This is a genomic window from Paenibacillus sp. An7 (genome assembly GCF_009870785.1).
Lineage (GTDB): Bacteria > Bacillota > Bacilli > Paenibacillales > Paenibacillaceae > Paenibacillus.
In genome coordinates, this window is sequence record NZ_WTWX01000020.1 from 1 (window position 1) to 22,305 (window position 22,305).

Annotated in this window: 21 protein-coding genes; 16 read left to right on the forward strand and 5 right to left on the reverse strand. The window is 42.2% G+C overall.

Features of this window, described 5'->3' with window-relative positions; genetic code table 11:
* Positions 1-121: 121 nt before the first annotated feature.
* Positions 122-496: an ArsR/SmtB family transcription factor gene (locus tag GQY27_RS17320; protein WP_160036516.1), complete on the reverse strand. Its 375-nt coding sequence runs from the start codon at positions 494-496 to the stop codon at positions 122-124.
* A gap of 191 nt (positions 497-687) precedes the next feature.
* Here GQY27_RS17320 and GQY27_RS17325 point away from each other — a divergent pair, with 191 nt between their 5' ends.
* The 3 genes from GQY27_RS17325 to GQY27_RS17335 all read left to right on the forward strand — a co-directional run bounded on the left by GQY27_RS17325 (position 688) and on the right by GQY27_RS17335 (position 5,562).
* Entirely contained in the window at positions 688-2,940 is a 2,253-nt protein-coding gene (locus GQY27_RS17325; protein ID WP_236570648.1) for a heavy metal translocating P-type ATPase, read from the forward strand.
* A 274-nt stretch (positions 2,941-3,214) separates the two neighbouring features.
* Positions 3,215-4,642 carry an aldehyde dehydrogenase family protein gene (locus GQY27_RS17330; RefSeq protein WP_160036517.1) on the forward strand — a complete coding sequence of 476 codons (1,428 nt, stop codon included), beginning with the start codon at positions 3,215-3,217 and terminating at the stop codon, positions 4,640-4,642.
* A gap of 176 nt (positions 4,643-4,818) precedes the next feature.
* Complete coding sequence (locus GQY27_RS17335; protein ID WP_160036518.1) at positions 4,819-5,562, forward strand: MerR family transcriptional regulator; 744 nt, start codon at positions 4,819-4,821, stop codon at positions 5,560-5,562.
* 72 nt (positions 5,563-5,634) lie between these two features.
* Here the strand turns inward: GQY27_RS17335 and msrC are convergent, their stop codons facing one another.
* Positions 5,635-6,117, reverse strand: a complete 483-nt coding sequence (gene msrC, locus GQY27_RS17340; protein ID WP_160036519.1) for a free L-methionine (R)-S-oxide reductase MsrC — start codon at positions 6,115-6,117, stop codon at positions 5,635-5,637.
* Positions 6,118-6,324: 207 nt separating this feature from the next.
* Between msrC and GQY27_RS17345 the strand changes: the two genes are divergently transcribed.
* Entirely contained in the window at positions 6,325-6,609 is a 285-nt protein-coding gene (locus GQY27_RS17345) for a hypothetical protein (protein ID WP_160036520.1), read from the forward strand.
* A gap of 124 nt (positions 6,610-6,733) precedes the next feature.
* Here the strand turns inward: GQY27_RS17345 and GQY27_RS17350 are convergent, their stop codons facing one another.
* Positions 6,734-7,744, reverse strand: a complete 1,011-nt coding sequence (locus tag GQY27_RS17350; protein WP_160036521.1) for an alpha/beta hydrolase — start codon at positions 7,742-7,744, stop codon at positions 6,734-6,736.
* Positions 7,745-7,911: 167 nt separating this feature from the next.
* Between GQY27_RS17350 and GQY27_RS17355 the strand changes: the two genes are divergently transcribed.
* The 3 genes from GQY27_RS17355 (at position 7,912) to GQY27_RS17365 (ending at position 10,673) form a co-directional block, all read left to right on the forward strand.
* Complete coding sequence (locus GQY27_RS17355) at positions 7,912-8,481, forward strand: GNAT family N-acetyltransferase (protein ID WP_160036522.1); 570 nt, start codon at positions 7,912-7,914, stop codon at positions 8,479-8,481.
* A 130-nt stretch (positions 8,482-8,611) separates the two neighbouring features.
* A complete protein-coding gene (locus GQY27_RS17360) occupies positions 8,612-10,129 on the forward strand; it encodes an MDR family MFS transporter (RefSeq protein WP_160036523.1) in 1,518 nt (505 codons plus the stop codon).
* A 109-nt stretch (positions 10,130-10,238) separates the two neighbouring features.
* Positions 10,239-10,673, forward strand: a complete 435-nt coding sequence (locus GQY27_RS17365; RefSeq protein ID WP_160036524.1) for a hypothetical protein — start codon at positions 10,239-10,241, stop codon at positions 10,671-10,673.
* An 82-nt stretch (positions 10,674-10,755) separates the two neighbouring features.
* On the opposite strand, the gene GQY27_RS17370 is transcribed toward GQY27_RS17365, so the two are convergent.
* Positions 10,756-12,024: a BaiN/RdsA family NAD(P)/FAD-dependent oxidoreductase gene (locus GQY27_RS17370; protein WP_160036525.1), complete on the reverse strand. Its 1,269-nt coding sequence runs from the start codon at positions 12,022-12,024 to the stop codon at positions 10,756-10,758.
* Positions 12,025-12,302: 278 nt separating this feature from the next.
* Between GQY27_RS17370 and GQY27_RS17375 the strand changes: the two genes are divergently transcribed.
* The 7 genes from GQY27_RS17375 (at position 12,303) to GQY27_RS17405 (ending at position 19,856) form a co-directional block, all read left to right on the forward strand.
* Complete coding sequence (locus GQY27_RS17375) at positions 12,303-13,991, forward strand: two-component system sensor histidine kinase NtrB (RefSeq protein ID WP_160036526.1); 1,689 nt, start codon at positions 12,303-12,305, stop codon at positions 13,989-13,991.
* A 462-nt stretch (positions 13,992-14,453) separates the two neighbouring features.
* Entirely contained in the window at positions 14,454-14,888 is a 435-nt protein-coding gene (locus GQY27_RS17380; protein ID WP_160036527.1) for a BrxA/BrxB family bacilliredoxin, read from the forward strand.
* 113 nt (positions 14,889-15,001) lie between these two features.
* The gene (nadE, locus tag GQY27_RS17385) at positions 15,002-15,811 is read left to right on the forward strand and encodes an NAD(+) synthase (RefSeq protein WP_160036570.1); all 810 of its coding nucleotides are present in this window, start codon (positions 15,002-15,004) and stop codon (positions 15,809-15,811) included.
* A 162-nt stretch (positions 15,812-15,973) separates the two neighbouring features.
* Positions 15,974-16,381 carry a holo-ACP synthase gene (gene acpS, locus GQY27_RS17390; protein ID WP_160036528.1) on the forward strand — a complete coding sequence of 136 codons (408 nt, stop codon included), beginning with the start codon at positions 15,974-15,976 and terminating at the stop codon, positions 16,379-16,381.
* Positions 16,382-16,429: 48 nt separating this feature from the next.
* A complete protein-coding gene (mutY, locus tag GQY27_RS17395) occupies positions 16,430-17,575 on the forward strand; it encodes an A/G-specific adenine glycosylase (RefSeq protein ID WP_160036529.1) in 1,146 nt (381 codons plus the stop codon).
* Between the two features lie 158 nt (positions 17,576-17,733).
* Complete coding sequence (locus GQY27_RS17400; protein ID WP_160036530.1) at positions 17,734-18,135, forward strand: ribbon-helix-helix domain-containing protein; 402 nt, start codon at positions 17,734-17,736, stop codon at positions 18,133-18,135.
* Between the two features lie 14 nt (positions 18,136-18,149).
* Complete coding sequence (locus GQY27_RS17405; protein ID WP_160036531.1) at positions 18,150-19,856, forward strand: ABC transporter ATP-binding protein; 1,707 nt, start codon at positions 18,150-18,152, stop codon at positions 19,854-19,856.
* A gap of 119 nt (positions 19,857-19,975) precedes the next feature.
* Here GQY27_RS17405 and GQY27_RS17410 read toward each other — a convergent pair whose 3' ends face one another.
* On the reverse strand, positions 19,976-20,587 hold the full coding sequence (locus tag GQY27_RS17410; RefSeq protein WP_160036532.1) for a superoxide dismutase: 612 nt from the start codon (positions 20,585-20,587) through the stop codon (positions 19,976-19,978).
* 540 nt (positions 20,588-21,127) lie between these two features.
* On the opposite strand from GQY27_RS17410, the gene GQY27_RS17415 reads away from it, so the two are divergent.
* Together GQY27_RS17415 and lepB are read left to right on the forward strand one after the other, a co-directional pair.
* On the forward strand, positions 21,128-21,553 hold the full coding sequence (locus tag GQY27_RS17415; RefSeq protein ID WP_160036533.1) for a GNAT family N-acetyltransferase: 426 nt from the start codon (positions 21,128-21,130) through the stop codon (positions 21,551-21,553).
* Positions 21,554-21,725: 172 nt separating this feature from the next.
* On the forward strand, positions 21,726-22,304 hold the full coding sequence (lepB, locus tag GQY27_RS17420) for a signal peptidase I (RefSeq protein WP_160036534.1): 579 nt from the start codon (positions 21,726-21,728) through the stop codon (positions 22,302-22,304).
* Position 22,305: the final 1 nt, after the last annotated feature.

The window sequence follows — 22,305 nt, forward strand, 5'->3', positions numbered from 1 at the left end:
GCCATCTCATTGCCGCTTAAATAGCGGCACATCCTTTTTTTTAAACTGTCTACTTGATAGGGTTCGGTTCAGTTAACTGCATGGATGCTTCTTTTTATTTTCGAAGAAAGGTAAACCGATGCTACTCGTGTTTAATATGCTGAAGAGTCTGAATGAAGATTTGTTCAATATGTCCATCGTCGAGCGAATAATATACGGTTTTTCCTTCTTTACGCCGCTTCACGATACGCATGTTGCGCAGGGAACGAAGCTGATGAGAGATGGCGGATTGTCCCATATCCAAAAGTACTGTGAGATCATGAACGCATAATTCTCTCTGTAACAATGCATCAATAATACGAAGGCGGGTCGGATCACTAAATGCCTTAAACCAGTCTGCCATTTGTGCCGACGTTGTTTTATCAAGCAAGGAGTTTCTAAGGTTGTCTAGTGAAGTATCTGAACCAGAGCATGTTGCATCACAATCTTCGATCGGTATTATTTTTTGATTTTCCATGTGTATCACCGCCTCTTATATTGTTTTATTATAGCCAAAATAAGGGGAAGTGTATAAATATATATTTATTGTTCCAAGTATCATTGACTTCATCTTCGACAGATGCATATAATAAATCCATAAACATATGAACAGTTGCTCATATATTACTTTTAACGATTTCCATGGGAAGTCAGAGGAGATGACAGAGCGTGAGTAATGAAACCAAACAAGTAAAATATGAACTGCTTTTGGATGGTCTTGACTGTGCGAACTGTGCAATGAAGATTGAAAATGGAGTTAGTAAACTGCAAGGAGTCACGTCTGCAACGGTTAACTTTGCAACATGTAAATTGATTCTTACTGCAGAAGATGAGACGAAAGAAGAAGTCATTACGGAAGCAAAACGTAAAATCAAACAGCTCGATTCACATATTAAAGTTTCCGTCATAGGAGAGAGAACCCCTCAAAAAGAGGGCAGAAAAGATCAACATGACCATGATCACCACGGACATCATCACAGCCACGGCGAAGCGGACGGGCATGAAGGACATCGTCATGATCATAGTTCAGCCCAGATGCGTAAAGTTGCTGTACGGCTTGGTGCAGGGACGATACTTGCTGTTCTCGCAGCAATGTTGCCGATCGGTGGCTGGGCTGAGGTCTCCTTGTTTGTGCTTGCTTATCTGCTGATTGGCGGTGATGTTTTATGGCAAGCCGTTCGCAACATTGCAAGAGGTCAGGTGTTTGATGAATTTTTCCTGATGTCCATTGCTACATTAGGCGCGTTTGCCATTCGGGAATACCCGGAAGCTGTTGCTGTCATGTTGTTTTATCAGATTGGAGAGATGTTTCAGAGTCTTGCTGTGAACCGTTCACGTAGGTCCATTCAGTCATTAATGAACATACGGCCGGACTATGCAAACGTGGAGACAGACCAAGGCACTCATAAAATCTCACCTGAACAAGTTGAAATAGGGAATACTATTGTTGTGAAGCCCGGAGAGCGGGTACCGCTTGATGGAGTCGTAATATCAGGCACCTCTATGCTTGATACCTCTGCACTGACAGGAGAGTCTCTTCCTAGAGAAGCAGAGCCGGGCAGTGAGATGCTGAGTGGATTTGTTAATCTAAATGGTGTCTTAAAAATAAGAGTAACCAAAACTTACGGTGAGTCAACGGTATCGAAAATTCTAGATCTTGTCCAAAATGCATCAAACAAAAAAGCACCAACGGAGACATTTATTAATAAATTTGCAAGGGTGTATACTCCGATTGTCGTCATTGTTGCCCTGCTGTTAGCTGTCATCCCGCCGCTAGTGATTAGTGGTGCTGAATTTTCAGATTGGCTCTATCGGGCGCTGATCTTTCTTGTTATCTCCTGTCCTTGTGCACTTGTTGTTTCCATCCCACTTGGATTTTTTGGAGGCATCGGAGCAGCATCCAAAGCAGGTGTACTTGTAAAAGGCGGAAATTATCTCGAAGCTTTGAGTCAAGTAAAGACAGTCGTGTTTGATAAAACGGGAACTCTTACGGAAGGCGTTTTTGAAGTAGCCGGAATTTATCCTTCTCGTCAGTTTCTTGCTTCTGCTGGTTCAGAAGAGGAAGCCAAACAACGGTTATTAGAATATACAGCTTATACAGAACTGCATTCCCATCATCCAATCGCGGCATCTATTCGAAAAGCATATCAAGAGGTGCTTCAAGAAGAGCGGGTTACAGATTATGAGGAATTATCAGGTTATGGAATCAGGGCCAGGGTGGATGAACATATCATCTTTGCAGGGAATACGAAACTCATGAAACAGCAAGAAGTTGCTTACGAGGAGGCAGCAGCATACGGTACGGTTATTCATGTGGCAGTTGATGGTACGTATGCAGGACACCTTGTTATCTCGGACCGAATCAAAGCAGATGCTGCCCGTGCGCTGGATGATCTTCGATCCCTCTCGATTCATAAGACAGTGATGCTTACTGGGGACGTTCGATCTGTTGCCGAATCTGTTGCCAAGGAACTTGGAGTAGATGAGGTGCATGCAGAACTGCTTCCACAGCATAAGGTGGAACAGATGGAACGGATTACTGCTTCAAAAGGTGCGAAAGATAAAGTGATGTTTGTTGGTGATGGCATTAATGATACGCCTGTTCTTGCCCAAGCTGATGTAGGTGTTGCGATGGGAGGTCTCGGATCGGATGCGGCGATTGAAGCTGCTGATATTGTCATCATGACGGATGAACCTTCTAAGATTGCAACGGCGATTCGTATTGCGAAACGGACGCGAACTATTGTGTGGCAAAATATTATCTTTGCACTGGGTGTTAAAGCGGTTTTCCTTATTCTCGGTGCATTCGGCATAGCAACCATGTGGGAAGCTGTCTTCTCTGATGTGGGTGTGACTGTTCTTGCTGTACTGAACGCTATGCGTATCTTGGGATACAAAGAACCTGCTTCAGCAGTTAAATAGCAACCTATTAACACTATAAAACGAAGCCTCTTCCTTTTTACTGGAGGAGGCTTTTTTGCGGTTTGTTTTAAGTTTTTCCATTCACCAAAATCCAGTTGCTACTTAGATCTCCTGAGACAATTCTTCTTCTAAACCTATATACATAGGCGAAAAATGTTAGTAATTATTGTTTTAATTACTGTCAGCGGGATATTACTTTATAAGAGGATAACAATTAGATCAGTTCTTTTTTTCATAGATCATTTTAACTACTAATTTGAATGGAGGTTCTAAGATGTTACTACAGCATTTATATATTAACGGACAATGGAGAGAAGCAAAATCCTATACGACACTGCTTTCTCCTTACAGTGAAGAAACCATCGCACAAGTTGCTATTGCATCAGAACAAGAGGTAGAAGATGCTGTTGAAGGTGCAGCGGAAGCCTTTAAAGTGATGCGCAAGATGCCTGCACACGAACGTTCTTGCATCCTTGCAAAAGTTGCAGAGCTTTTAGAAGAGCGGAAAGAAGAAGCTGCTGAGCAGATCGCTAAAGAGGCTGCAAAACCTCTCAAGGCAGCAAAGGCTGAGGTGGATCGGACGATTGAAACGTATCGTTTTGCAGCAGAGGAAGCAAAACGAATTCAGAGCGAGACGATTCCTATGGATGCCGCAACTGGCGGAGAGGGAAGGATTGCGTACACGGTAAAAGAACCTGTCGGTGGGGTCGGAGCGATCACGCCATTTAATTTTCCGATGAATCTGGTTGCACATAAGCTTGGACCTGCCATCGCAGCTGGGAATACGATCGTGTTAAAACCTGCAGGACAGACGCCTTTATCTGCTTATCTCATCGCTGAGCTATTTGAAAAAGCAGGCTTGCCCAAAGGTGCACTTCAGGTGATTAGCGGGAATGGGAAAATGATCGGGGATAAGCTGGTTACTGACCCGCGTGTGAAGCATATCACATTCACAGGGAGTCCAAAAGTCGGAATGGGAATTCGAGAGAAAGCAGGCTTAAAAGGGATGACACTTGAACTTGGCTCGAATGCTGCGGTCATTATCGATAAAGAACCAGGAGATTTAGAAGCCATTGCAGAGCGGGTGACAGCCGGCGCTTATTCCTACCAAGGCCAGGTATGTATCTCCGTGCAGCGAGTTTATGTTCATGAAGAGATTGCCGAACCCTTCACCAAGCTTTTAGCTGAGAAAGTTTCTAAGCTGCGTACAGGCGATCCTTCCGACCCAAATACGGATGTATCAGCGCTCATTACAGAGGAGGATACACAGCGAGTAAGGGACTGGATTCAGGAAGCGAAGGCAGAGGGGGCGAAAGTAGTGATTGGCGGAGAGGTGGAAGGCCGAGTGCTTAAACCTACAATCCTAACCCATGTTCCACTTTCTGCAAAAGTCTCCTGTCAGGAGGTATTTGGACCGGTCATGGTAGTTCATAGCGTGAACTCGGTCACAGAAGCAATCCAGCTGGTGAACGATTCCATGTATGGACTTCAAGCAGGTATCTTCACACAAAACATCAATGATGCGATGAAAGCAGCAGATACACTCGAAGTGGGCGGCGTGATGATTAATGATATTCCTACTTTTCGTGTAGACCATATGCCTTACGGGGGTGTGAAACAAAGTGGGTTTGGCAGAGAAGGTATCAAATATGCACTGGATGCAATGACGGAACTTAAACTTGTTGTTATTAATCGAAATTAGAACGCTGTTTCATGTTCTTTTTTCTTATAACTAGGTTCATTCTGAAGAGAATGGGTAACTAACCATATATAGTAAAATGAGAAGCTCAGACGTTCAAATGTCCTTAATCCTATAGAACATGACCGACAGTAAGCAATCATTACAAATTAAAAAACAACAGGAAGGGGGTGTGAGCGTTGCAGTATACATTAGATGATCTTTCCTCTTTTACAGGAGTGGATCAAGAGACGTTAACTTCCTATGAGAAAGAAGGTTTGCTTGAATCCCACGGCGACGTAGATCATGCACCAAAGTATGGATATGATAGCTTGCTTGCACTTCAGCAGATTATGTTATACCGGGAACGGTCTTTATCAGTCAATCAAATTAAAGAACGAATGCAATCGGAACCGAAGGAACTGCTGGGCAGACTGCATGATCATCGGCTGCATTTACTCAGAGAATCTTCTCGAATTCATACGTTAATTCAGTCCGTAGATGAAACGATTGAGTCGCTAGAACTTCATAAAGAGATCGAACCAGATCATTTATTTAAAGGTTTCAGCGAGGAGGAACGAAGCGAAAAGAAGGGACCAAGCCTCTCCCCAAGCGAAATCGAAATGGAGTTAAGTAACTCTACTACTCGGGTGCAGGAGGAATATGTATCATCCCAAGAGACACTGGATATGATTAATGAACAGCTTCAACAAGCGATGGAGAGGGGACTCACTCCTGCAAGTGAGGAAGTACAAAGAACGGTACGAATTCACTTAGATTGGGTTAAGCAATTTTATACGCCGACAGCAACGATATATAAAGGCCTGGCAGATCTTTACGTGGACAAGATACAGTATAGGGAGATATATAATCGTTACCATCCGGGTATGGCAGAGTATATGCGTGACAGTATGCTCGTGCTGGCGGATCGGGAACTGAAGTGAGTGTAATCCTATAAAAAAACAGGCACTTTGAGAAAAGTCTCGGGGTGCCTGTTTTTTAACGCTTTATTTATATTATAGCTGTGCTGATAAAATTTCCACGAATTGCTCCAAAAATTCCTGATCCGCTTGGTCAAAACGGGATAAATGAGGGCTGTCTATATCCAGTACACCGAACAATTCTCCATTTTTCAAAATAGGAACGACAATTTCACTTTTGGTTGCTTCGTCACAAGCAATATGTCCAGGGAATTCATTCACGTTCTCCACACGTATCGTGCGGCGCTGCTCAGCGGAAGTTCCGCATACGCCTCTTCCTATACCAATTCGAATACAAGCGGGAAGACCTTGGAAAGGTCCCAAGACGAGTTCCTTACCGTCATAAATATAAAATCCAACCCAGTTGATATCGGTTAAGAATACATTAAGCAAAGCAGAAGCGTTTGCCATATTGGCTATTGCATTTGGTTCATCATAGATTAGGCCTTTTAATTGACTGAGCACGGTATGGTATTGTTCCTCACGTGTTCCTTCGTAGGCAGTAGTTTGAAATGACATGTGTAATCCCCTTCCAGATAGTCGCTAGTATTATGTTTCACATGTGGATATGAGCAAAAAATCATTAATATATCTAATTAATTGTATGTGATTGATCTCACGTAAGCAAGGGTAATGATGAAGTAAACGAAGGAAGTTTTCTAACGAGTACAATGGAATATCATTCTATGATGGCAAGCTATTTTAATCAGAGAGAGGAGTTATGATATGTTAGCAGATACACAAAATTTATTTATCCGAATTCACATGCTTCACATGGCTCAAAGTGAAGATTTAACGGTAACTGGCGTACTCACCACACTTGAAACACAAGGTTACAGAGTAGGTGAGCGTGAAGTGAAACAAGAGCTGGAGAGACTTACCCAAGAAAATTTTCTGACTTCTCACGATGATAAATTTAGTATCACAGGAGCAGGAATTGCAGAATTTAAAGAAGTTCGTACCCTGCTTGGATCGGTCGCGGCAGAGGTTGTAGAAACAGAAACTGTCTAATTCGTTCCCATCCATCATATGATACGAAAAAGAAAAAGCACGTGCACCTCTATAGACAAAAGGGGCTCACGCGCTTTTTCTTTTTTCTGACACATGAATTAAATAGGACGATACAAAGGACTTACTAAGCTTCCAGTGGGGTAAGAGGATCTACTCCCTTGGCTGATTCGGAAGAAAAAGCGGGATGAATTTCATGGGTTGCTTCTTTACATACGAAATTTTCTTCTTTGTACAAAATCTCATTAACAAAATCCATAACTTCCATACGGTATAAGGACGGATTAGTCATATAAGCATTCGCATGCTCTGCTTTTTCCACTAATAATAAACGTTTGAATCCAATTTTACGGGAGAATAAATCCTCGCTCATATAGGTAGGAACAAATCGATCCTCTATGCCGTGAACAAACATGACAGGGAGCTCGCTTTCTTCTACCGCGCGCAGCGGCGATACCTGTTCTATTCGAAATCCGGCTCTTTTTAGTACACGTCGATGCATGATCGTATAAAACCAGGGAAAAACTTGAAGTTTGACTCGTCTAATCTGGTATTTCATAAGTTCAGTCAAATCAGAGTAAGGACAATCGGCAATTACAAATTTCACGCAAGGGTCTGCAATGGACAAATACTCGAGAACCGTGCCACCGCCTAAAGATTGCCCGTGCAGACCGATAAGGCAGTCTTGACCAACGCGTTCGCGTAAAAGATCCACCCAAGCTGCTACATCATACTTCTCTTTGTATCCAAACGTTGTATAAATGCCTTCACTTTTTCCATGTCTCCGCTGATCAACGAGCAGTAAATTAAACCCGAGCTCGGAAAACATCGTAATGTACTGCGTTGATATGGAGTGAGATGCGGTGTAACCGTGTACTATAATAATCCAGCGATGGGAAGAAGGGTTGGGTTCGACGATGACGCCATGGAGCTTAAGACCATCTTGGCTTTTAATCCATACATCTTCTTTAGCCAGTTCATTATAGGCTGATCGGTGATAGACACCTGCCTTTTCAAGCATGGAGAACAAATAATCTTCACTCCGTACCTTCATACGCATCATTTTTCTAAAAGTATACGTAAGAAGTCCTTCCACTAAGAGTAAGAAGGAAAGCAAAATGAAAGCAATTTGATACATCGTGGGTCGTTCCTCCTTCCATGGATACTGACCGTAGTATACCCCTTGATTTATGTCTGATATCCCCGTACCTATGATTATCCACTTGTCTTCTTTTTCTTCCTGTGATTAGATGACTAGAGCAAGAAGCTGTTTTACTGCAGAAAGGATAAATAGGAGGAATTAACATGTATAGATGCTCAGGTCACCTCCCTGAATTACATACAGAACGATTGTGGCTGCGAAAGCTGCGGAAGCAGGATAGCGCAGCGATTTTCCAGGTATGGTCTGATCCAGCCGTCACAAAATATATGAATATTGAGTCCATGCACAGCAAAGAGGATGCAGAGGAAATGATTGAACTCCTCGAAGAGTGCTCACAGAATGAAGAGGGTTTCCGTTTCGCAATTATAGAAAAAAGCAGTGGTAAGATTATTGGCAGCTGCGGATTTAACAATTGGCAGCTTGAAGGTGCTTTTCGCGGTGAGATTGGATATGAACTGGCTTCTTCGCACTGGCGGCAAGGACTCATGACAGAAGCGGTAAGCGCATTGCTGGATCTCGGTTTTACTACCATGGAGTTAAACCGCATAGAAGCTTTAGTTGATCCTCGAAATGATGCTTCTGCCAAGCTGCTCTCATCCCTGTCATTTACCTGTGAAGGGATTCTTCGGCAGCTGCAATATACATCTACAGGTTATAAGGATATGCAGATGCACTCCCTTTTGTTTGAAGAATGGAAGTACTTGAAAAAATAAAACTTAAAAAAACACTTCAAATCATTTCCTGTGAATAAAATTAGATGCTTTCTTCCATGGGGAGTAAGGGAATGGTAATATGAAGTAGGTTTGCGTGAAAGCAAACAAAGGAAAGAAGGTATTAATTTTCATGACGAATACAAATCAAATAAATGGCCGCGGCCTCATCTTAATTGGTGTGCTGCTGGCCACATTTTTGTCTGCAATTGAAGGGACTGTGATCGGCCCTGCAGGACCAACGATCGTGAGCGATCTTGGTGATGTTTCGCTGCTAAGCTGGATCTTTACGTCCTACCTGCTGACGATGGCGGTCAGCACCCCGATATTTGGTAAAATTAGCGATCTGTACGGCAGAAAACCCGTGTTTCTCATCGGTGTAGCCTTGTTTTTATTAGGCAGTATACTATGCTGCTTTTCTGTAAATATGGAAAGTATGATTGCATTTCGTGCCATTCAGGGGATTGGAGCCGGGGCAGTAGTTCCTGTGACGTTCACTATTATCGGCGACATTTACAGTATTGAAGAACGCGGCAAGGTGCAAGGATTGATCAGTTCGGTATGGGGAATTTCTTCGTTAGTTGGTCCCCTGATCGGCGGTTATTTTGTTGATTACCTGGGTTGGCAGTGGATCTTTGGATTTAATATTCCCTTTGGTCTTCTAGCGATGTGGTTTGTTGCCAGGTACTTTAAAGAAGAAGTAGTTAAACGAAATACGAAAATCGACTTTGCTGGTGCTTTTACTTTTATTATTGGGATTACTTCGTTATTAATTGTACTCACACTCGGCGGTCAGTCTTACCCATGGACCTCACCGTTTATTATTTTTCTACTTATTGGTGCAATCAGTGTTCTGATCTTATTTGTTTATATCGAAAGTAAAGCAGAGGAACCGCTTGTTCCGCTGAATCTATTCCGTATTCGGGATATTACCTTATCTAATATTTCTGGCATGCTCATCAGCGCTCTGCTTATTGGTCTTTCGAGTTACCTTCCCCTGTGGGTACAAGGAGTACGTGGAGGAAACGCTACTTCTTCCGGTTTAATGCTCGCGCCCATGTCAATTGGATGGTTAATCGGAGGAATTATTGCAGGCAGGCTTCTTGTGCGGCTCGGCTCACGTAAAACCACATTGATTGGGCTTACGGCTATTGTCATCGGTTCGGTTGGTTTACTATTTGTAGCGGCCAGCACACCAGAATGGGTGATGTATGTATATACTTTTATCTATGGTATTGGTTTTGGATTCTCTTTTACCGTGTTTACGATTATTGCCCAGTCTTCTGTAGGTCATCGTCAAAGAGGGGCTTCTACAGCGCTGAATACTTTTACACGGACACTAGGACAAACCATCGGAGCTGCTGCGTTTGGTACTTGGTTAAATATGCGAATTGCCGCTCTTTCTGATGAATATCATTTGACGCAGCAAGGCATCACACAAGCAGATATTAATCAAATCCTTGCTCCGCATGGCACGGCTACTATGCCAGATCATCTCAAGATGATGCTGCAAAATGTACTTGAACTCAGTTTACATTCACTTTTTGTTATTATGATGATCATCTCCGTTGTTGCTTTTCTTGTGACTGCTGGTCTGCGAAATGCAGCGCCTGAACCTGTGACTGACGAAGACCAGTCGTTAACTCCATAATCGATGTGATATTATTTTTTTCTTCCTCTTTCATAAATAGAAGCTAACAGCGGCATACTAAGAAACAGCGTGACAGGCATTCTTGAATTCTAGATATGATGAAGAGAGGATGAGCGACGTGGAGGAACCTGCAATCCTGACTCAGTTTCCTGATCAGACAAAAGCTCGCGGAGCGTTTGAAACGTTACTAGAGCTAGGATATAAACCAGAAATGCTCGGGTCAGGTCTTATGGATGTAAAAATAGAGCAACAGGACATTACGACAGCTCTTGAAATCATCGAAGTTTTTGAAGGAAAGATACAGGATGAGAATGGGAATCGAGAGAGGATTACTCCTAGCTTCGATGCTAAAGATGATACCGAATTTGCATACCTGTCCATTCCGGCCCACACGGTCAATGAAGATTTAGATGAAGCTTATTTATCTGGACGGAGCGACAATCCTTTCGGAAATAACTTCCTGGAGGAAGAGCGTAATTATAGTACGGACTATGATGATTTTGGGGCAGCATACGGCGGCTTTTCGGGTAGTGTAAAAGCGTAACAATACAAAAAAGAAGCGATCATTCCGCAATGATTGCTTCTTTTTTGTATGTGCATAGCTCTAATAGATCTTTAAGATCTGCTTAAGCTCCAGCAGTTTGTTCTGCGGCGTGTTTACCTGCGGTGTATCCGGTGGAGAAGGCAGCCGTGATATTATATCCTCCGGTATAGCCGTGAATATCAAGAATTTCTCCGCAAAAATAAAGTCCTTGCATGAGCTTGGATTCCATTGTTTTTGGGTATATCTCTTTTAAGTTTACTCCGCCTCCTGTCACAAATGCTTCAGCAAGAGAACGAGTTCCAGTTACGACAATAGGAAAACCTTTTATTAGATTCGCAAGGGTTTCCATTGCACCTTTAGGAAGGTGGTGATATGTCGTATCTTCTTCAATCTCGGCTTTTGTCAGGATTACAGGGATAAGCCGCTCAGGAACAATTCCTTTCAGCGAGTTTTTGATCGCTTTTTTCGGCTCCTGTTCAAGTTTATATTTCAGTTCCTGTGTCATTTCTCCAAGAGATTTCGAGGGATACAGATCAAGCTTCATCGTTACCTGATGTGAACCTGTTTTCTTCTGTACTTTACGAATAAACTGACTGCACCTTAGAGCTATAGGTCCAGATAAACCGAAATGAGTAAAAATCATATCTCCTTCATGACGAATGACGACTTTATCTTTTGCATCGTGAACCGAGAGGGCAACGCCCGATAAAGACAGTCCCTGCAGTTCTTTAGACTGAATGAAACGCTCGCCTGAAACAATAGGTACCTCAGTAGGGTATAATTCGGTTATGGTATGCCCCGCCGCTTCAGCCCATGGGTATCCATCCCCTGTAGAACCGGTTTGAGGTACTGATTTTCCTCCTGTCGCGACAATAACTGCTTCCGAACGAATCATCTTACCTGATGCAAGCTTCACCCCGGCAACCTTCTGATCCTCATACACAATTTCGGACACGGGTGAGTCCGTATAAATCTTTACCCCGAGAGCTGTTGCTTTTCCAATGAGTGCATCGACTACTGTCTTGGCCCGGTCGGATACCGGGAACATTCTTCCATTGTCTTCTTCTTTCAAAGCGATGCCAAGATCCTCAAAGAACCGCATAATTCCTCTGTTATCCATATGTTGAAAAGCACTGTACAAAAACTTTCCGTTTCCTGGTATATGGCGGATCAGCTCGTCTGGTTCTTTGGCATTAGTTACATTACAACGGCCGCCTCCAGAAATTCCAAGTTTCCGTCCAAGTTTATTACCTTTATCTATAAGAAGAACGGAAGCTCCATGTTCCGCTGCTGCAACAGAAGCCATAAGACCGGATGGTCCTCCGCCAATTACAATTACATTTACATTCATTGTATGAATTAACCTCTTTCTATACCTTATTACGAACTTCAAAACCCTGGGCAGGTCTCAGGGTGGGTCTCTTATCTATCGTATCAGAACCATGAGATGAAGTCGAAACGATGTCGTAATTTGTTTTTATATGGAATAAAGACAAAAGAACTTGATGAATATCGGTATTTTTGCGTATCTACACACAGAAAATATTGTAAAATAATGCCTGCTATGTTTTAATCAGGTTACACAAGGATGTGCCTCGGTAACGTTGCGCGAAGGAGGAATAACAGCCCATGTTTGCGGTCAAAGGTATTTTGTTGCAAGTCCTGCTTGCTGGTATAACTCCGCTTTTATTTTTCCTGTTTTTAGGGCGACTCGGGACCGAATTTCAGGAGATGAAAAAAGCATCATCGTCTGTGCAGATCCAGCGTAGCTTACTGCTCTCTTGTTTTATTACGCTTTGCTTATGTTTTCTTTTTTCATCTGTCTTATTAGAAAAGATATATCTGAATTTAAGTCTGATTCCCGTCACTTTATCCATCTTGTACGGATCCTACCCAATTGGGATTTTAATCTCGATGATCTCAATGGCAGCCTTCTTTTTTATCTCCGACTATTGGACAGAACCCGCTATCTTTTTGGGATCAGGTGCATTACTTTATCCTATCATGTTATTGTTCGTAAAATATTTTAAAAAAGCAAGTCTATCTAGTAAAAAGAAAATATTTTCAGTGATTTGGTTTTCTTACACGATTCCTTGTTATGGAATTGTTCTGTGGAAATATAATTTTGAGTGGACAGAACAGATTGAATATGCGCTTTATTCATCGCTATACATCTTTTCCTCACTGTTTGTTCTTCTAGCTGCAATTCATCTAATGGAAAAAATTTTGGTATATCACAGCTTTGCTGCTGAACTTGAAATCCGCTGGAAAGAATATCGTCATCAATTAGATATGAATGAACATTTATTAAATACCGTACCTGTGTCGGTCGTTGCATTTGACATGGAAGGGAATATTGTTAATGCCAATACACGGATGCTTACTCAGATGAAGACCAAGGAATTTATGCCAAATTCCCCTGAAGAAATGATTGGAAAACGAATTGAAGCCATCATTGGTATTGAACATGGACTGCGTGTAACTGAACGAATTCGAAATGCAAGCCAAACTGGTGAGATCACCTCAGAGTACCTGAGAGTAGGAACTAGTACCTATTTCACTACCATATCTCCCGTTAAAAGTCCGATTAGCGGAAGAATGATCGGATCATCAATGGTTCTTCAGGATATAACGGAACTTGAGACACTTCGAAATGAGCTTGCCCATGTAGAGAGGCTGGGTGTTGTCGGTCAAATGGCAGCCAGTATTACACATGAGGTGCGTAATCCGATGGCTGTAGTCAGAGGATTTCTTCAGCTGCTTAGGGAGAAGAGCCCCCAGTCTCTTGATCATTATTACCATATTGTGATGGATGAATTAGATCGTGCAAACAGTATTATTAATGACTTTCTTTCTCTGGCTCAGAATCATGCTTCTGAAAAAGAAGAAGTTCATCTTCATCATATCATTAAGGAGCTGACTCCTTTACTGCTCGCAGATGCAAACATGAGAGGTCAATCCATAGAAGTTATATTAGATGACAATATTCCAAGCAGATATGTTGACCCAAAGGAAATTAAACAGCTGATACTGAACTTGGCACGTAACGGAATGGAAGCAATGGGGAATAAAGGAACGCTGATTATTAGTACGGCTTTGGATGAGGGAGATGTAAGACTCAGTGTAAGTGACAGTGGTGAGGGAATTCCTCTTGAAACGCAAAGTAAACTCTTCGAGCCATTTTTTACAACGAAATCAGAAGGAACGGGACTTGGTTTATCGTTATGCCGAGGCATCGCCGAAAGACATAATGCAATCATCAGAATTGAATCAGAAGAAGGGGGAGGCACTACTTTTCATGTGATTTTTAAAAAGTAATAAGATGGCGACCTGTTTAATTAAGGGCAGATTCGTGTATCAATACATAAGAACTTAGGGGCATAAGTTAAGAGGGGATAAAAAACCTGATTCAGAGTCATAATAAGTTTGCCATCATGCTTTAAGGTGTGTGGCTTAAGCATAATAGATAACTTTGTGACGAAGAGAGGAGGGATTCCCTGTGTCAAAAAATGATTCTAAACAACAACAGCTGCAAAAGGAATCCAACAAAAAGAGCCATTCTAAAGGTCAAGTAACGGACAAGAAGCTGCAAGGTGACAATTTCCCTGCAACCTAGGTTGCAAAGTATTCAAATCCTTGTGTATCTATGAAGAGGATCCAAGGTTTGATGAGCTTTCATCCTCCCTTGCGTTCACAACTTATGAATGTATAATAAGGTTAGCATCGATTTTTAAAAGTGATTAATCTAATATACAGATATTCATAAGGAGTGAATAGAACATGTCTATGTCTTTTGATCAATACATGAGAGATATGGTTCAGCCAATGAGGGATGAACTTACAAACCTTGGTATAAAGGAACTTCGCACTGCGGAAGAAGTAGAAGCGAATTTGCCAGAAGCAAAAGGAACAACACTGGTCGTTGTCAATTCTGTATGCGGATGCGCAGCAGGTCAAGCACGTCCTGGAGTTGGTAAAGCACTGGAAAATGAGGTGAAACCGGATCATTTATTCACCGTATTTGCAGGCCAAGATAAGGAAGCAACAGCAAAAGCGCGTGAGTACTTTGCTCCGTATCCACCATCATCTCCTTCTATAGCCCTGCTCAAGGACGGGGAACTTGTACACTTTATCGAACGTCATCAGGTAGAAAATCGTTCTGCAGAAGAGATTGCAGATGATCTGACAGACGCTTTTAATCGTTACTGCAAATAGTTAGTTACATAACGCCCCTAGGTTTTCGGTTAAAACCCGAACGCTCTTGGGGCGTTTTGGCTTTTTCTTTTCTTATTGCCTTTAAATATCATGGAGAAACCGAGGTGTGGATGATGAGTTTACAAGAACAAATCATTGCTGAATTAAAAGTAAAGAAAAGCATTAACCCGGAAGAAGAAGTTCGTAAACGTGTGGATTTTCTAAAGGACTATGTAAAACAATCACATACGAAGGGACTTCTCATTGCGATTAGCGGTGGACTTGATAGTGCAGTGGCAGCAGGACTATGTAAACTAGCAACCGATGAACTCACGAAGGAAACAGGGGAAGAATACAAAACCCTTGGCGTATTCCAACCATACGGCGAACAGGCGGATATTGAACATAGTTATGCTACGGCGAAAGCATTTGACCTTAAATATACAGTGGAGACGAATATTGAAGAAGCTGTGAATGAAATCGCACTTGAAGTGGAGCATGGTTTTAAAAAGATGGGGATGTCTCGTCATATGTCACCGCAGGGCAAAGGAAATGTAAAAGCGAGAACACGAATGGTTATGCAATATGCATTATCTTTCGAAATGAATCTGCTCGTTGTGGGTACAGACCATGCGTCAGAAGCGATTACTGGATTCTATACAAAATGGGGAGATGGTGCAGTTGACATCACTCCGCTATCTAGTCTGAATAAACGTCAAATTCGCCAGGTTGCTGCTCATATTGGTGTACCTGATGAGATTATTAATAAGGCACCTACAGCAGGACTATGGGAAGGCCAAACCGATGAGGATGAACTGGGAATTTCCTATGAAGATAACAGCGATTATCTGGAAGGAAAAGAAATTCCTGCGGAAGCAAAAGAGAAGCTCGAAGCAGCTTATCAGCGTACCGGCCACAAACGTAATGCGATTCCAGGCATTTAACACATTACTATAATTACGATAGGGAAGTCTTACGTATATGTTGCCCCCGTTATTTCTGGCTTATGCCGAAAACGGGGGTTTTTGTCATCTCTAGAACATAGATTCTAGTGAGTCAGACTGTTACAATAGATGGGACTTCATATAGAAGGGTGGTGATCTCAGATGATTTATGGCATCGGCAATGATGTACTGGAAACAGAGCGAATTCGGCGTATTTTAGAAAGTGATCGGAGAATATCGTTTATTAACAGGCTTCTGACGAAAAAAGAGCAGGATCTTCTTTTTACACGAAATAAAAATGAGCTGGCTTATGTCTCGGGACGATTTGCTGCTAAAGAAGCGATAACAAAAGCATTTGGCTGCGGAATCGGAAAAACGATTGGTTTTCAAGATCTCGAAATTTTGCCTGATGAGAAGGGGAAACCTGTTGTTTCATTAACTGCAGATGCTTGGCAGCGTCTTGATCTCACCGGGGAACAGGAGTATCTTATTCATCTGAGTATTTCACATCAACCCGCTGTAGCCGCAGCTTTTGCGATTGTGGAACGAATAGACAAAACGGCAGATTAATGTAGCTTTCGATAGATGTACAAACAAGGATGGGAGAACAAACAGGAAATGGATCAACGTATAGCAAAACAATACTTCAGCACGGAGCTGCTGAATTGGTATATGCAGAATAAACGGGATTTGCCTTGGCGTCGCCATCGCAACCCTTATTATATTTGGGTATCTGAAATTATGCTTCAGCAAACCAGGGTAGAAACCGTTAAACCTTATTTTGAACGGTTCATTACTCGCTTTCCGGCTCTGACGGACCTGGCCGAAGCACCAGAGGAAGATGTGCTGAAGCTTTGGGAAGGGCTTGGTTATTATTCTCGCGCACGCAACCTTCAAGCGGCAGCAAAGCAAGTCCTTGAGCTCCATGGGGGAGAGGTGCCTAATGAAAAGGATGCCGTATTTAACCTCAAGGGAGTAGGTCCGTATACAGCAGGTGCCATTCTCAGTATTGCTTTTAATCAGCCTGAGCCTGCTGTGGATGGAAATGTTATGCGGGTATTATCGCGGTACTTTCTAATTGAAGATGATATTATGAAAGGCAGTACGCGGGTCAAAATGGAGACTTTGGCGGCGGAGCTTATTCCGCAAGGGCGAGCAGGTGACTTTAATCAAGCACTGATGGAACTGGGCGCTCTTGTATGTACACCGAAATCACCGCATTGTCTGACTTGTCCTGTGATGGAGATGTGCAAAGGACGGCTTGAAGGCAGAGAAGATACTTTGCCTGTGAAGAAGAAAGCAAAACCTCCTCGCCCAGAGCAGCGCATTGCAGCCTTAGTTACAGGGACTTCAACAAACGAAGGTAAGATTCTTGTTCGTCAGCGTCCGCAAACTGGGCTGCTTGCTAGAATGTGGGAGCTGCCGCATGTACTTGCTTCTATGCCAGGCGGACTTGCTTCACAGGTGCCGGATGAGCCGGCTATGGACATGATGAAAGGTCATCTGCTAGAAGAAGGTTACGCGGTAAATCCAAAAGAGTTCTGGAAGATTGCGGAGCATACATTTAGTCATATTCATTGGAATCTTCAAGTGTATCACTGTGAACAGACAGAACATATAGTAAGCCCTGCGATGGTAGCAGAGAGAAACGAATCTTATAAGACCGAAGGGTATGTCTATAAGTGGATTGGACCTAAAGATATGGAAACCATGGCTTTTCCGAATGTATTCCTGAAATTAATTAAAGAACATTTTGCCTTATAAATATAAATATTTCTTACACTAAGCCTGCTTCGTTGAAGCAGGCTTTTTCTTCTGTTAACGAAAAATAAATTAATTGCATAAAATGGAATTTAATGTTATAAAATAAGGTGAGTATACTCCATACAGAGTATGAATCTAGGAAAAGAGGAATTTCCGCAATGAATGATCAAGATAAAATCGAGAAAGTGACCGTAAATGTAGGGATTGTAGACTTAGGCCAAATGGATCTTTTGGTAGATCAAGCCTTTTATTCAAACCGGACTGATTTTATTAGAACAGCCATTCGGAATCAACTGGAGACACATCGGAAGGACATACAGGATTATGTCACACGTAAAATAACAGCAGTCGGTGTGGTGATTTATGAGCGGCATGATCTTGAAATGTTACGGGAATCCAACACAAAGATCGAGATTCGTCTTATAGGCCAACTCGTATTTACTAAGGATGTCGATGCAGAACTCATACGTGACACAGTGAAGCACATCCAGCATTTTGGCGTATTAAAGGCAAGCAAAGAAGTGAAAGAAGTGATTAAGGAAATCCAAACTTCCAGATAAAAGGGGCTGTCCAGGTGGCTGTTTTTAAAGGTCTAATCCGCAAGTATTGGTACTTCTATGTTGTGCTTGGTGTGGTTACGGTTATTGATATCACGATGAATTTATCCATCGCGTGGCTTTTTGGGAACTTAACAGAAACAGCTGTATCCCGTAATACATCCAAATTTCTTCCTCTGCTGTACGTCGGAATTGCACTGATTCTCATCATGGGTATTAATCAATATGTGAATGGATATTTAAAATCTCGTGTATCTGCAAATGTACAGGATGAGCTCCGTACCCTGACTTTTCGCAAAATGCTAGGGCTTTCACAATCCTACTACGACAAGCATCATTCAGGAGACCTTTTGTCCCGAATTACAACAGACAACAAGACGATCGGCGGAGCACTTGGTCATACCCTGATTGAATTGATCAAAAATCCGCTTATGGCTCTTTGTGCTTTTATCTACCTCGTCATCATTGAATGGCGGCTGGCTTTAATCTCCTTGCTGATTGGACCGACCATTTTATTATGCGGTGTCCTGCTTGGGCGCAGTATCCGTGAGAGATCCACAGTATCACAGCAAAAGTGGGGGAGCATGACCTCCTTTGTGCAGGATGTGGCAGGCGCGAGTATGATTTTCAAGGTGTTTCGACTGGAATCCATTTTTAATCAAAAATTCAGCACCCAGTCTAGAGCAGTAAGAGAGCAGGAAATAAAGCTCGGCACCACCACGAGTATTTTGCAATCTTTATCGAATATGATCGGTTTCTCGGCTTTTGTTCTTGCCATTACATATGGAGCCTATCTTGTAGCTAATGATGTAATTACGATCGGAAGTCTCATGGCTTTTGTTCAGCTGATGAACTATGTCATTATGCCATTCACGACATTTGCTTCTACTTGGGGAGAACTGCAGATTTCACTAGGAGCCGCGGACCGAATACAGGAAGTGCTTAAAGAGCAGCCAGAAGAATTGGAGCAACAGGAATCGTTATTAAGGAGTAACCAGGATAAGAAGGAAGTCCATGTTTCCCTTGAGCAAATCGATTTCGCCTATTCAGATCGTAAGGTGCTGGATCATTTCAGTATAGAGATTGAACATGGGAAATTCACGGCAATAGTAGGAGCAAGCGGCAGCGGAAAAAGCACGTTATTCCGATTGTTACTCGGATTTTATAATCCTGATCAAGGAGACATTTGTGTGAATGGGGTGAGCTATTCGGATATGTCTTTACAGGAAATACGAGCTCTTTATGCACTTGTACCGCAAGAGCCGCAGCTTTTTACTGGTACCATTCGTGAGAATATCTTATATGGTAATCCGGAAGCTTCGGAGGAAGATATGAAGGAAGCAGTGGTACATGCGAATGCGCATTTGTTCATAGAGCAGTTTCCTGAGGGACTGGATACGCAAGTGGGGGAGAAGGGTAGCCAGTTGTCAGGTGGACAACGTCAGCGGATTGCTATAGCCAGAGCGATTCTTAAGAAGGCACCTGTTCTTCTTCTAGATGAAGCCACTGCCTCACTTGATAATGAATCGGAACAATTGGTACAGGATGCACTAAGGCAGCTGATGAACAAAAGAACAACGGTAGCCATAGCTCATCGTTTATCTACCATTCAGCATGCTGACAAAATCGTTGTTATGCATGAGGGAAGAATCGTAGAGACGGGCACTCACGAGGATTTGATGAAGTTATGTGGTCATTATTATGAGTTATACCGAACTGGATAAAATAATGAACTTATCGAAGAAGCAGAATCCATTGCTTAATATAACCTGAAGAATATAACCTAAAAAACAGCCGCCTTGTTATATAACAAGGCGGCTGTTTCGAACAGTTATGAATTGAATTATTTCGCAGCTTCGTAACGTTTATTTACTTCATCCCAGTTGATTACGTTCCAGAAGGAAGCGATGTAATCAGGACGTTTGTTTTGATATTTCAGGTAGTAAGCATGTTCCCAAACATCAAGACCAAGAACTGGTGTCAGTCCTTCCATAATAGGGCTGTCTTGGTTAGGTGTGCTTGTAATTGCAAGTTTACCGTCTTTACCTACAACCAGCCAAGCCCAGCCGCTGCCGAAACGAGTTGTTGCTGCTTTAGCGAAATCTTCTTTGAATTTATCAAAGCCGCCAAGCTCGCTGTCAATCGCTGATGCGATTGCACCTGTAGGAGCGCCGCCGCCGTTAGGTCCGATAATTTCCCAGAATAGGCTGTGGTTATGATGTCCGCCGCCGTTGTTACGAACAGCAGTACGGATGTTTTCAGGTACGCTGTCAAGGTTAGCGATCAGATCTTCAAGGGATTTACCTTGAAGCTCAGGAGCGTTTTCCAAAGCTGCGTTCAAGTTAGTTACATAAGTATTGTGATGACGGTCGTGGTGGATTTCCATTGTTTGAGCATCGATATGTGGTTCTAGTGCGTCGTTTGCGTAAGGAAGTGCTGGTAATTGGAATGCCATAATGAAATTCCTCCTAATAAAATAGTTTTAAATGAAAGGTACAGTCTCTATGTAAGAATTACCCCTCGTCATTTCTATTAAACCGTATTCAGCGTATTTAATCAACATTTTTGTTGAATAAGTTGTTATATAAGGGTTTATAATTTACATAAAGTTTACATTAAAAAAATATCTTATGCTAAGTAACTTGACATAGATAACAGATGTTGGTCGAAATGGAAGCCTAAAAATGTAAACGCTACAAATGAAGCGCTTTCAGAAAAAAATTGCGTGTTTTCTGTAATAAAATGTGGTTTAATGAACCAAGAAGTAAATACTTTTCGTTTTTTGTCGTAATTATATTTTCCTGAACATTTCTAGTTGGCCTTTATGGCGTGACAGATGTTCCAGCCGGCTCTATGTCGGTTTTTCTGCCTGTATTTAAATGCACATTCTGATTGTATCTAAATACATACAGAAAAGTGATCATCGGGTTTTGGGTAAAAAGGGATGCCTTTTTTGTAAAACCTCACTAAAGTTAACGAAAAGGGAGATTAACAGATGAACATTCGTTCCTTTCAGTTGAGTGACGCAAATCGCGTGACGGAGCTGCTGCAAGTTGCTTTGTCGGAAGATTGCTACGAGAACACGATTGGGCCTTTTGCAAGACAATTATCCTGGGACTCGGACCTAATCATGGTTGCTGAGGAAGATGGAGAACTTGTAGGTGCACTAATTGGGACTATCGATCAGAATCAAGGTTACATTTATCGGATTGCCATTCATCCAGATGCTAGACGCCGTGGAGTGGGCAAAGCTTTGGTTAAAGCTGTGGAGAAACGTTTTCAGCAGCGCAAAGTAACCCGCGTATGGGTTGCAGGTGATGAACATAACAAGGCCGCGATGCCTTTGTACGAGGCAATGGGATATGGTGCCAACCAGATTATGAAAGCTTTTCAGAATCTGAGTATTCTGGTCCACAACTAACTAGAGAATCAGGCATAAAAAATAGACACAAATAAATAGAACTAATATTCATCATATCAGGCATATCTTGGCTTCCGTTGCAAATGGAACCGAGATATGCTTTTCTATTCATATGGCATTTTTAGAATAAAGATAAAAATGGCACTTACAGATGATCGAGGTGACTTAAGGGATGAATCGTCATGTACCGCAAAAAAAAGATCGTCCGGTGAAACCATCCTCCTCTAGCTTTTCAAGAGAGCTAAAGGAATGGTTTAAAACAATTTCCATCGCTTTAGTCATTATGCTGCTTCTGAACTTATTTGTGTTTAACATTTCCATCGTTAAGGGTGAATCCATGCAGCCTACTCTTACCGAACAAAATCGACTATTCATAAACAAAATCATATATGAGTTTGAACAGCCGCAGCGACAAGATGTAGTTGTGCTTCATGATCCAAGTAGCGGACCTGACCGTAAAGAGTTTCTAGTGAAAAGAGTCATTGGGATTCCAGGTGATCTCGTTGAGATCAGGGATCATGTATTATATGTGAATGGGGAAGCCCAGCAAGAGTCTTACACGGATACAATCGTTGAAGATCCAGATTTTGGACCGATCAAACTCCAGGAAGATCACTACTTTGTAATGGGTGATAATCGCCATGCCGGAATGAGTAAGGATAGTCGTTTATTCGGAAGTGTTATAGCAGATGAGATCGTAGGGAAGGCTGAATTTATTTTTTGGCCTAAGGAGAGTATGAAAAGACTCTGAA

Excerpts from the sequence above, each read along its gene's own strand:
- GQY27_RS17370 (WP_160036525.1), bottom strand. The coding sequence starts at position 12,024 with ATGAATGTAAATGTAATTGTAATTGGCGGAGGACCATCCGGTCTTATG.
- mutY (WP_160036529.1), top strand. The coding sequence starts at position 16,430 with ATGGATCAACGTATAGCAAAACAATACTTCAGCACGGAGCTGCTGAAT.
- nadE (WP_160036570.1), top strand. The coding sequence starts at position 15,002 with ATGAGTTTACAAGAACAAATCATTGCTGAATTAAAAGTAAAGAAAAGC.
- GQY27_RS17410 (WP_160036532.1), bottom strand. The coding sequence starts at position 20,587 with ATGGCATTCCAATTACCAGCACTTCCTTACGCAAACGACGCACTAGAA.
- GQY27_RS17380 (WP_160036527.1), top strand. The coding sequence starts at position 14,454 with ATGTCTATGTCTTTTGATCAATACATGAGAGATATGGTTCAGCCAATG.
- GQY27_RS17320 (WP_160036516.1), bottom strand. The coding sequence starts at position 496 with ATGGAAAATCAAAAAATAATACCGATCGAAGATTGTGATGCAACATGC.
- GQY27_RS17355 (WP_160036522.1), top strand. The coding sequence starts at position 7,912 with ATGTATAGATGCTCAGGTCACCTCCCTGAATTACATACAGAACGATTG.
- GQY27_RS17350 (WP_160036521.1), bottom strand. The coding sequence starts at position 7,744 with ATGTATCAAATTGCTTTCATTTTGCTTTCCTTCTTACTCTTAGTGGAA.
- GQY27_RS17330 (WP_160036517.1), top strand. The coding sequence starts at position 3,215 with ATGTTACTACAGCATTTATATATTAACGGACAATGGAGAGAAGCAAAA.
- GQY27_RS17400 (WP_160036530.1), top strand. The coding sequence starts at position 17,734 with ATGAATGATCAAGATAAAATCGAGAAAGTGACCGTAAATGTAGGGATT.
- GQY27_RS17375 (WP_160036526.1), top strand. The coding sequence starts at position 12,303 with ATGTTTGCGGTCAAAGGTATTTTGTTGCAAGTCCTGCTTGCTGGTATA.
- GQY27_RS17415 (WP_160036533.1), top strand. The coding sequence starts at position 21,128 with ATGAACATTCGTTCCTTTCAGTTGAGTGACGCAAATCGCGTGACGGAG.
- GQY27_RS17365 (WP_160036524.1), top strand. The coding sequence starts at position 10,239 with ATGAGCGACGTGGAGGAACCTGCAATCCTGACTCAGTTTCCTGATCAG.
- GQY27_RS17360 (WP_160036523.1), top strand. The coding sequence starts at position 8,612 with ATGACGAATACAAATCAAATAAATGGCCGCGGCCTCATCTTAATTGGT.
- GQY27_RS17345 (WP_160036520.1), top strand. The coding sequence starts at position 6,325 with ATGTTAGCAGATACACAAAATTTATTTATCCGAATTCACATGCTTCAC.
- lepB (WP_160036534.1), top strand. The coding sequence starts at position 21,726 with ATGAATCGTCATGTACCGCAAAAAAAAGATCGTCCGGTGAAACCATCC.
- acpS (WP_160036528.1), top strand. The coding sequence starts at position 15,974 with ATGATTTATGGCATCGGCAATGATGTACTGGAAACAGAGCGAATTCGG.
- msrC (WP_160036519.1), bottom strand. The coding sequence starts at position 6,117 with ATGTCATTTCAAACTACTGCCTACGAAGGAACACGTGAGGAACAATAC.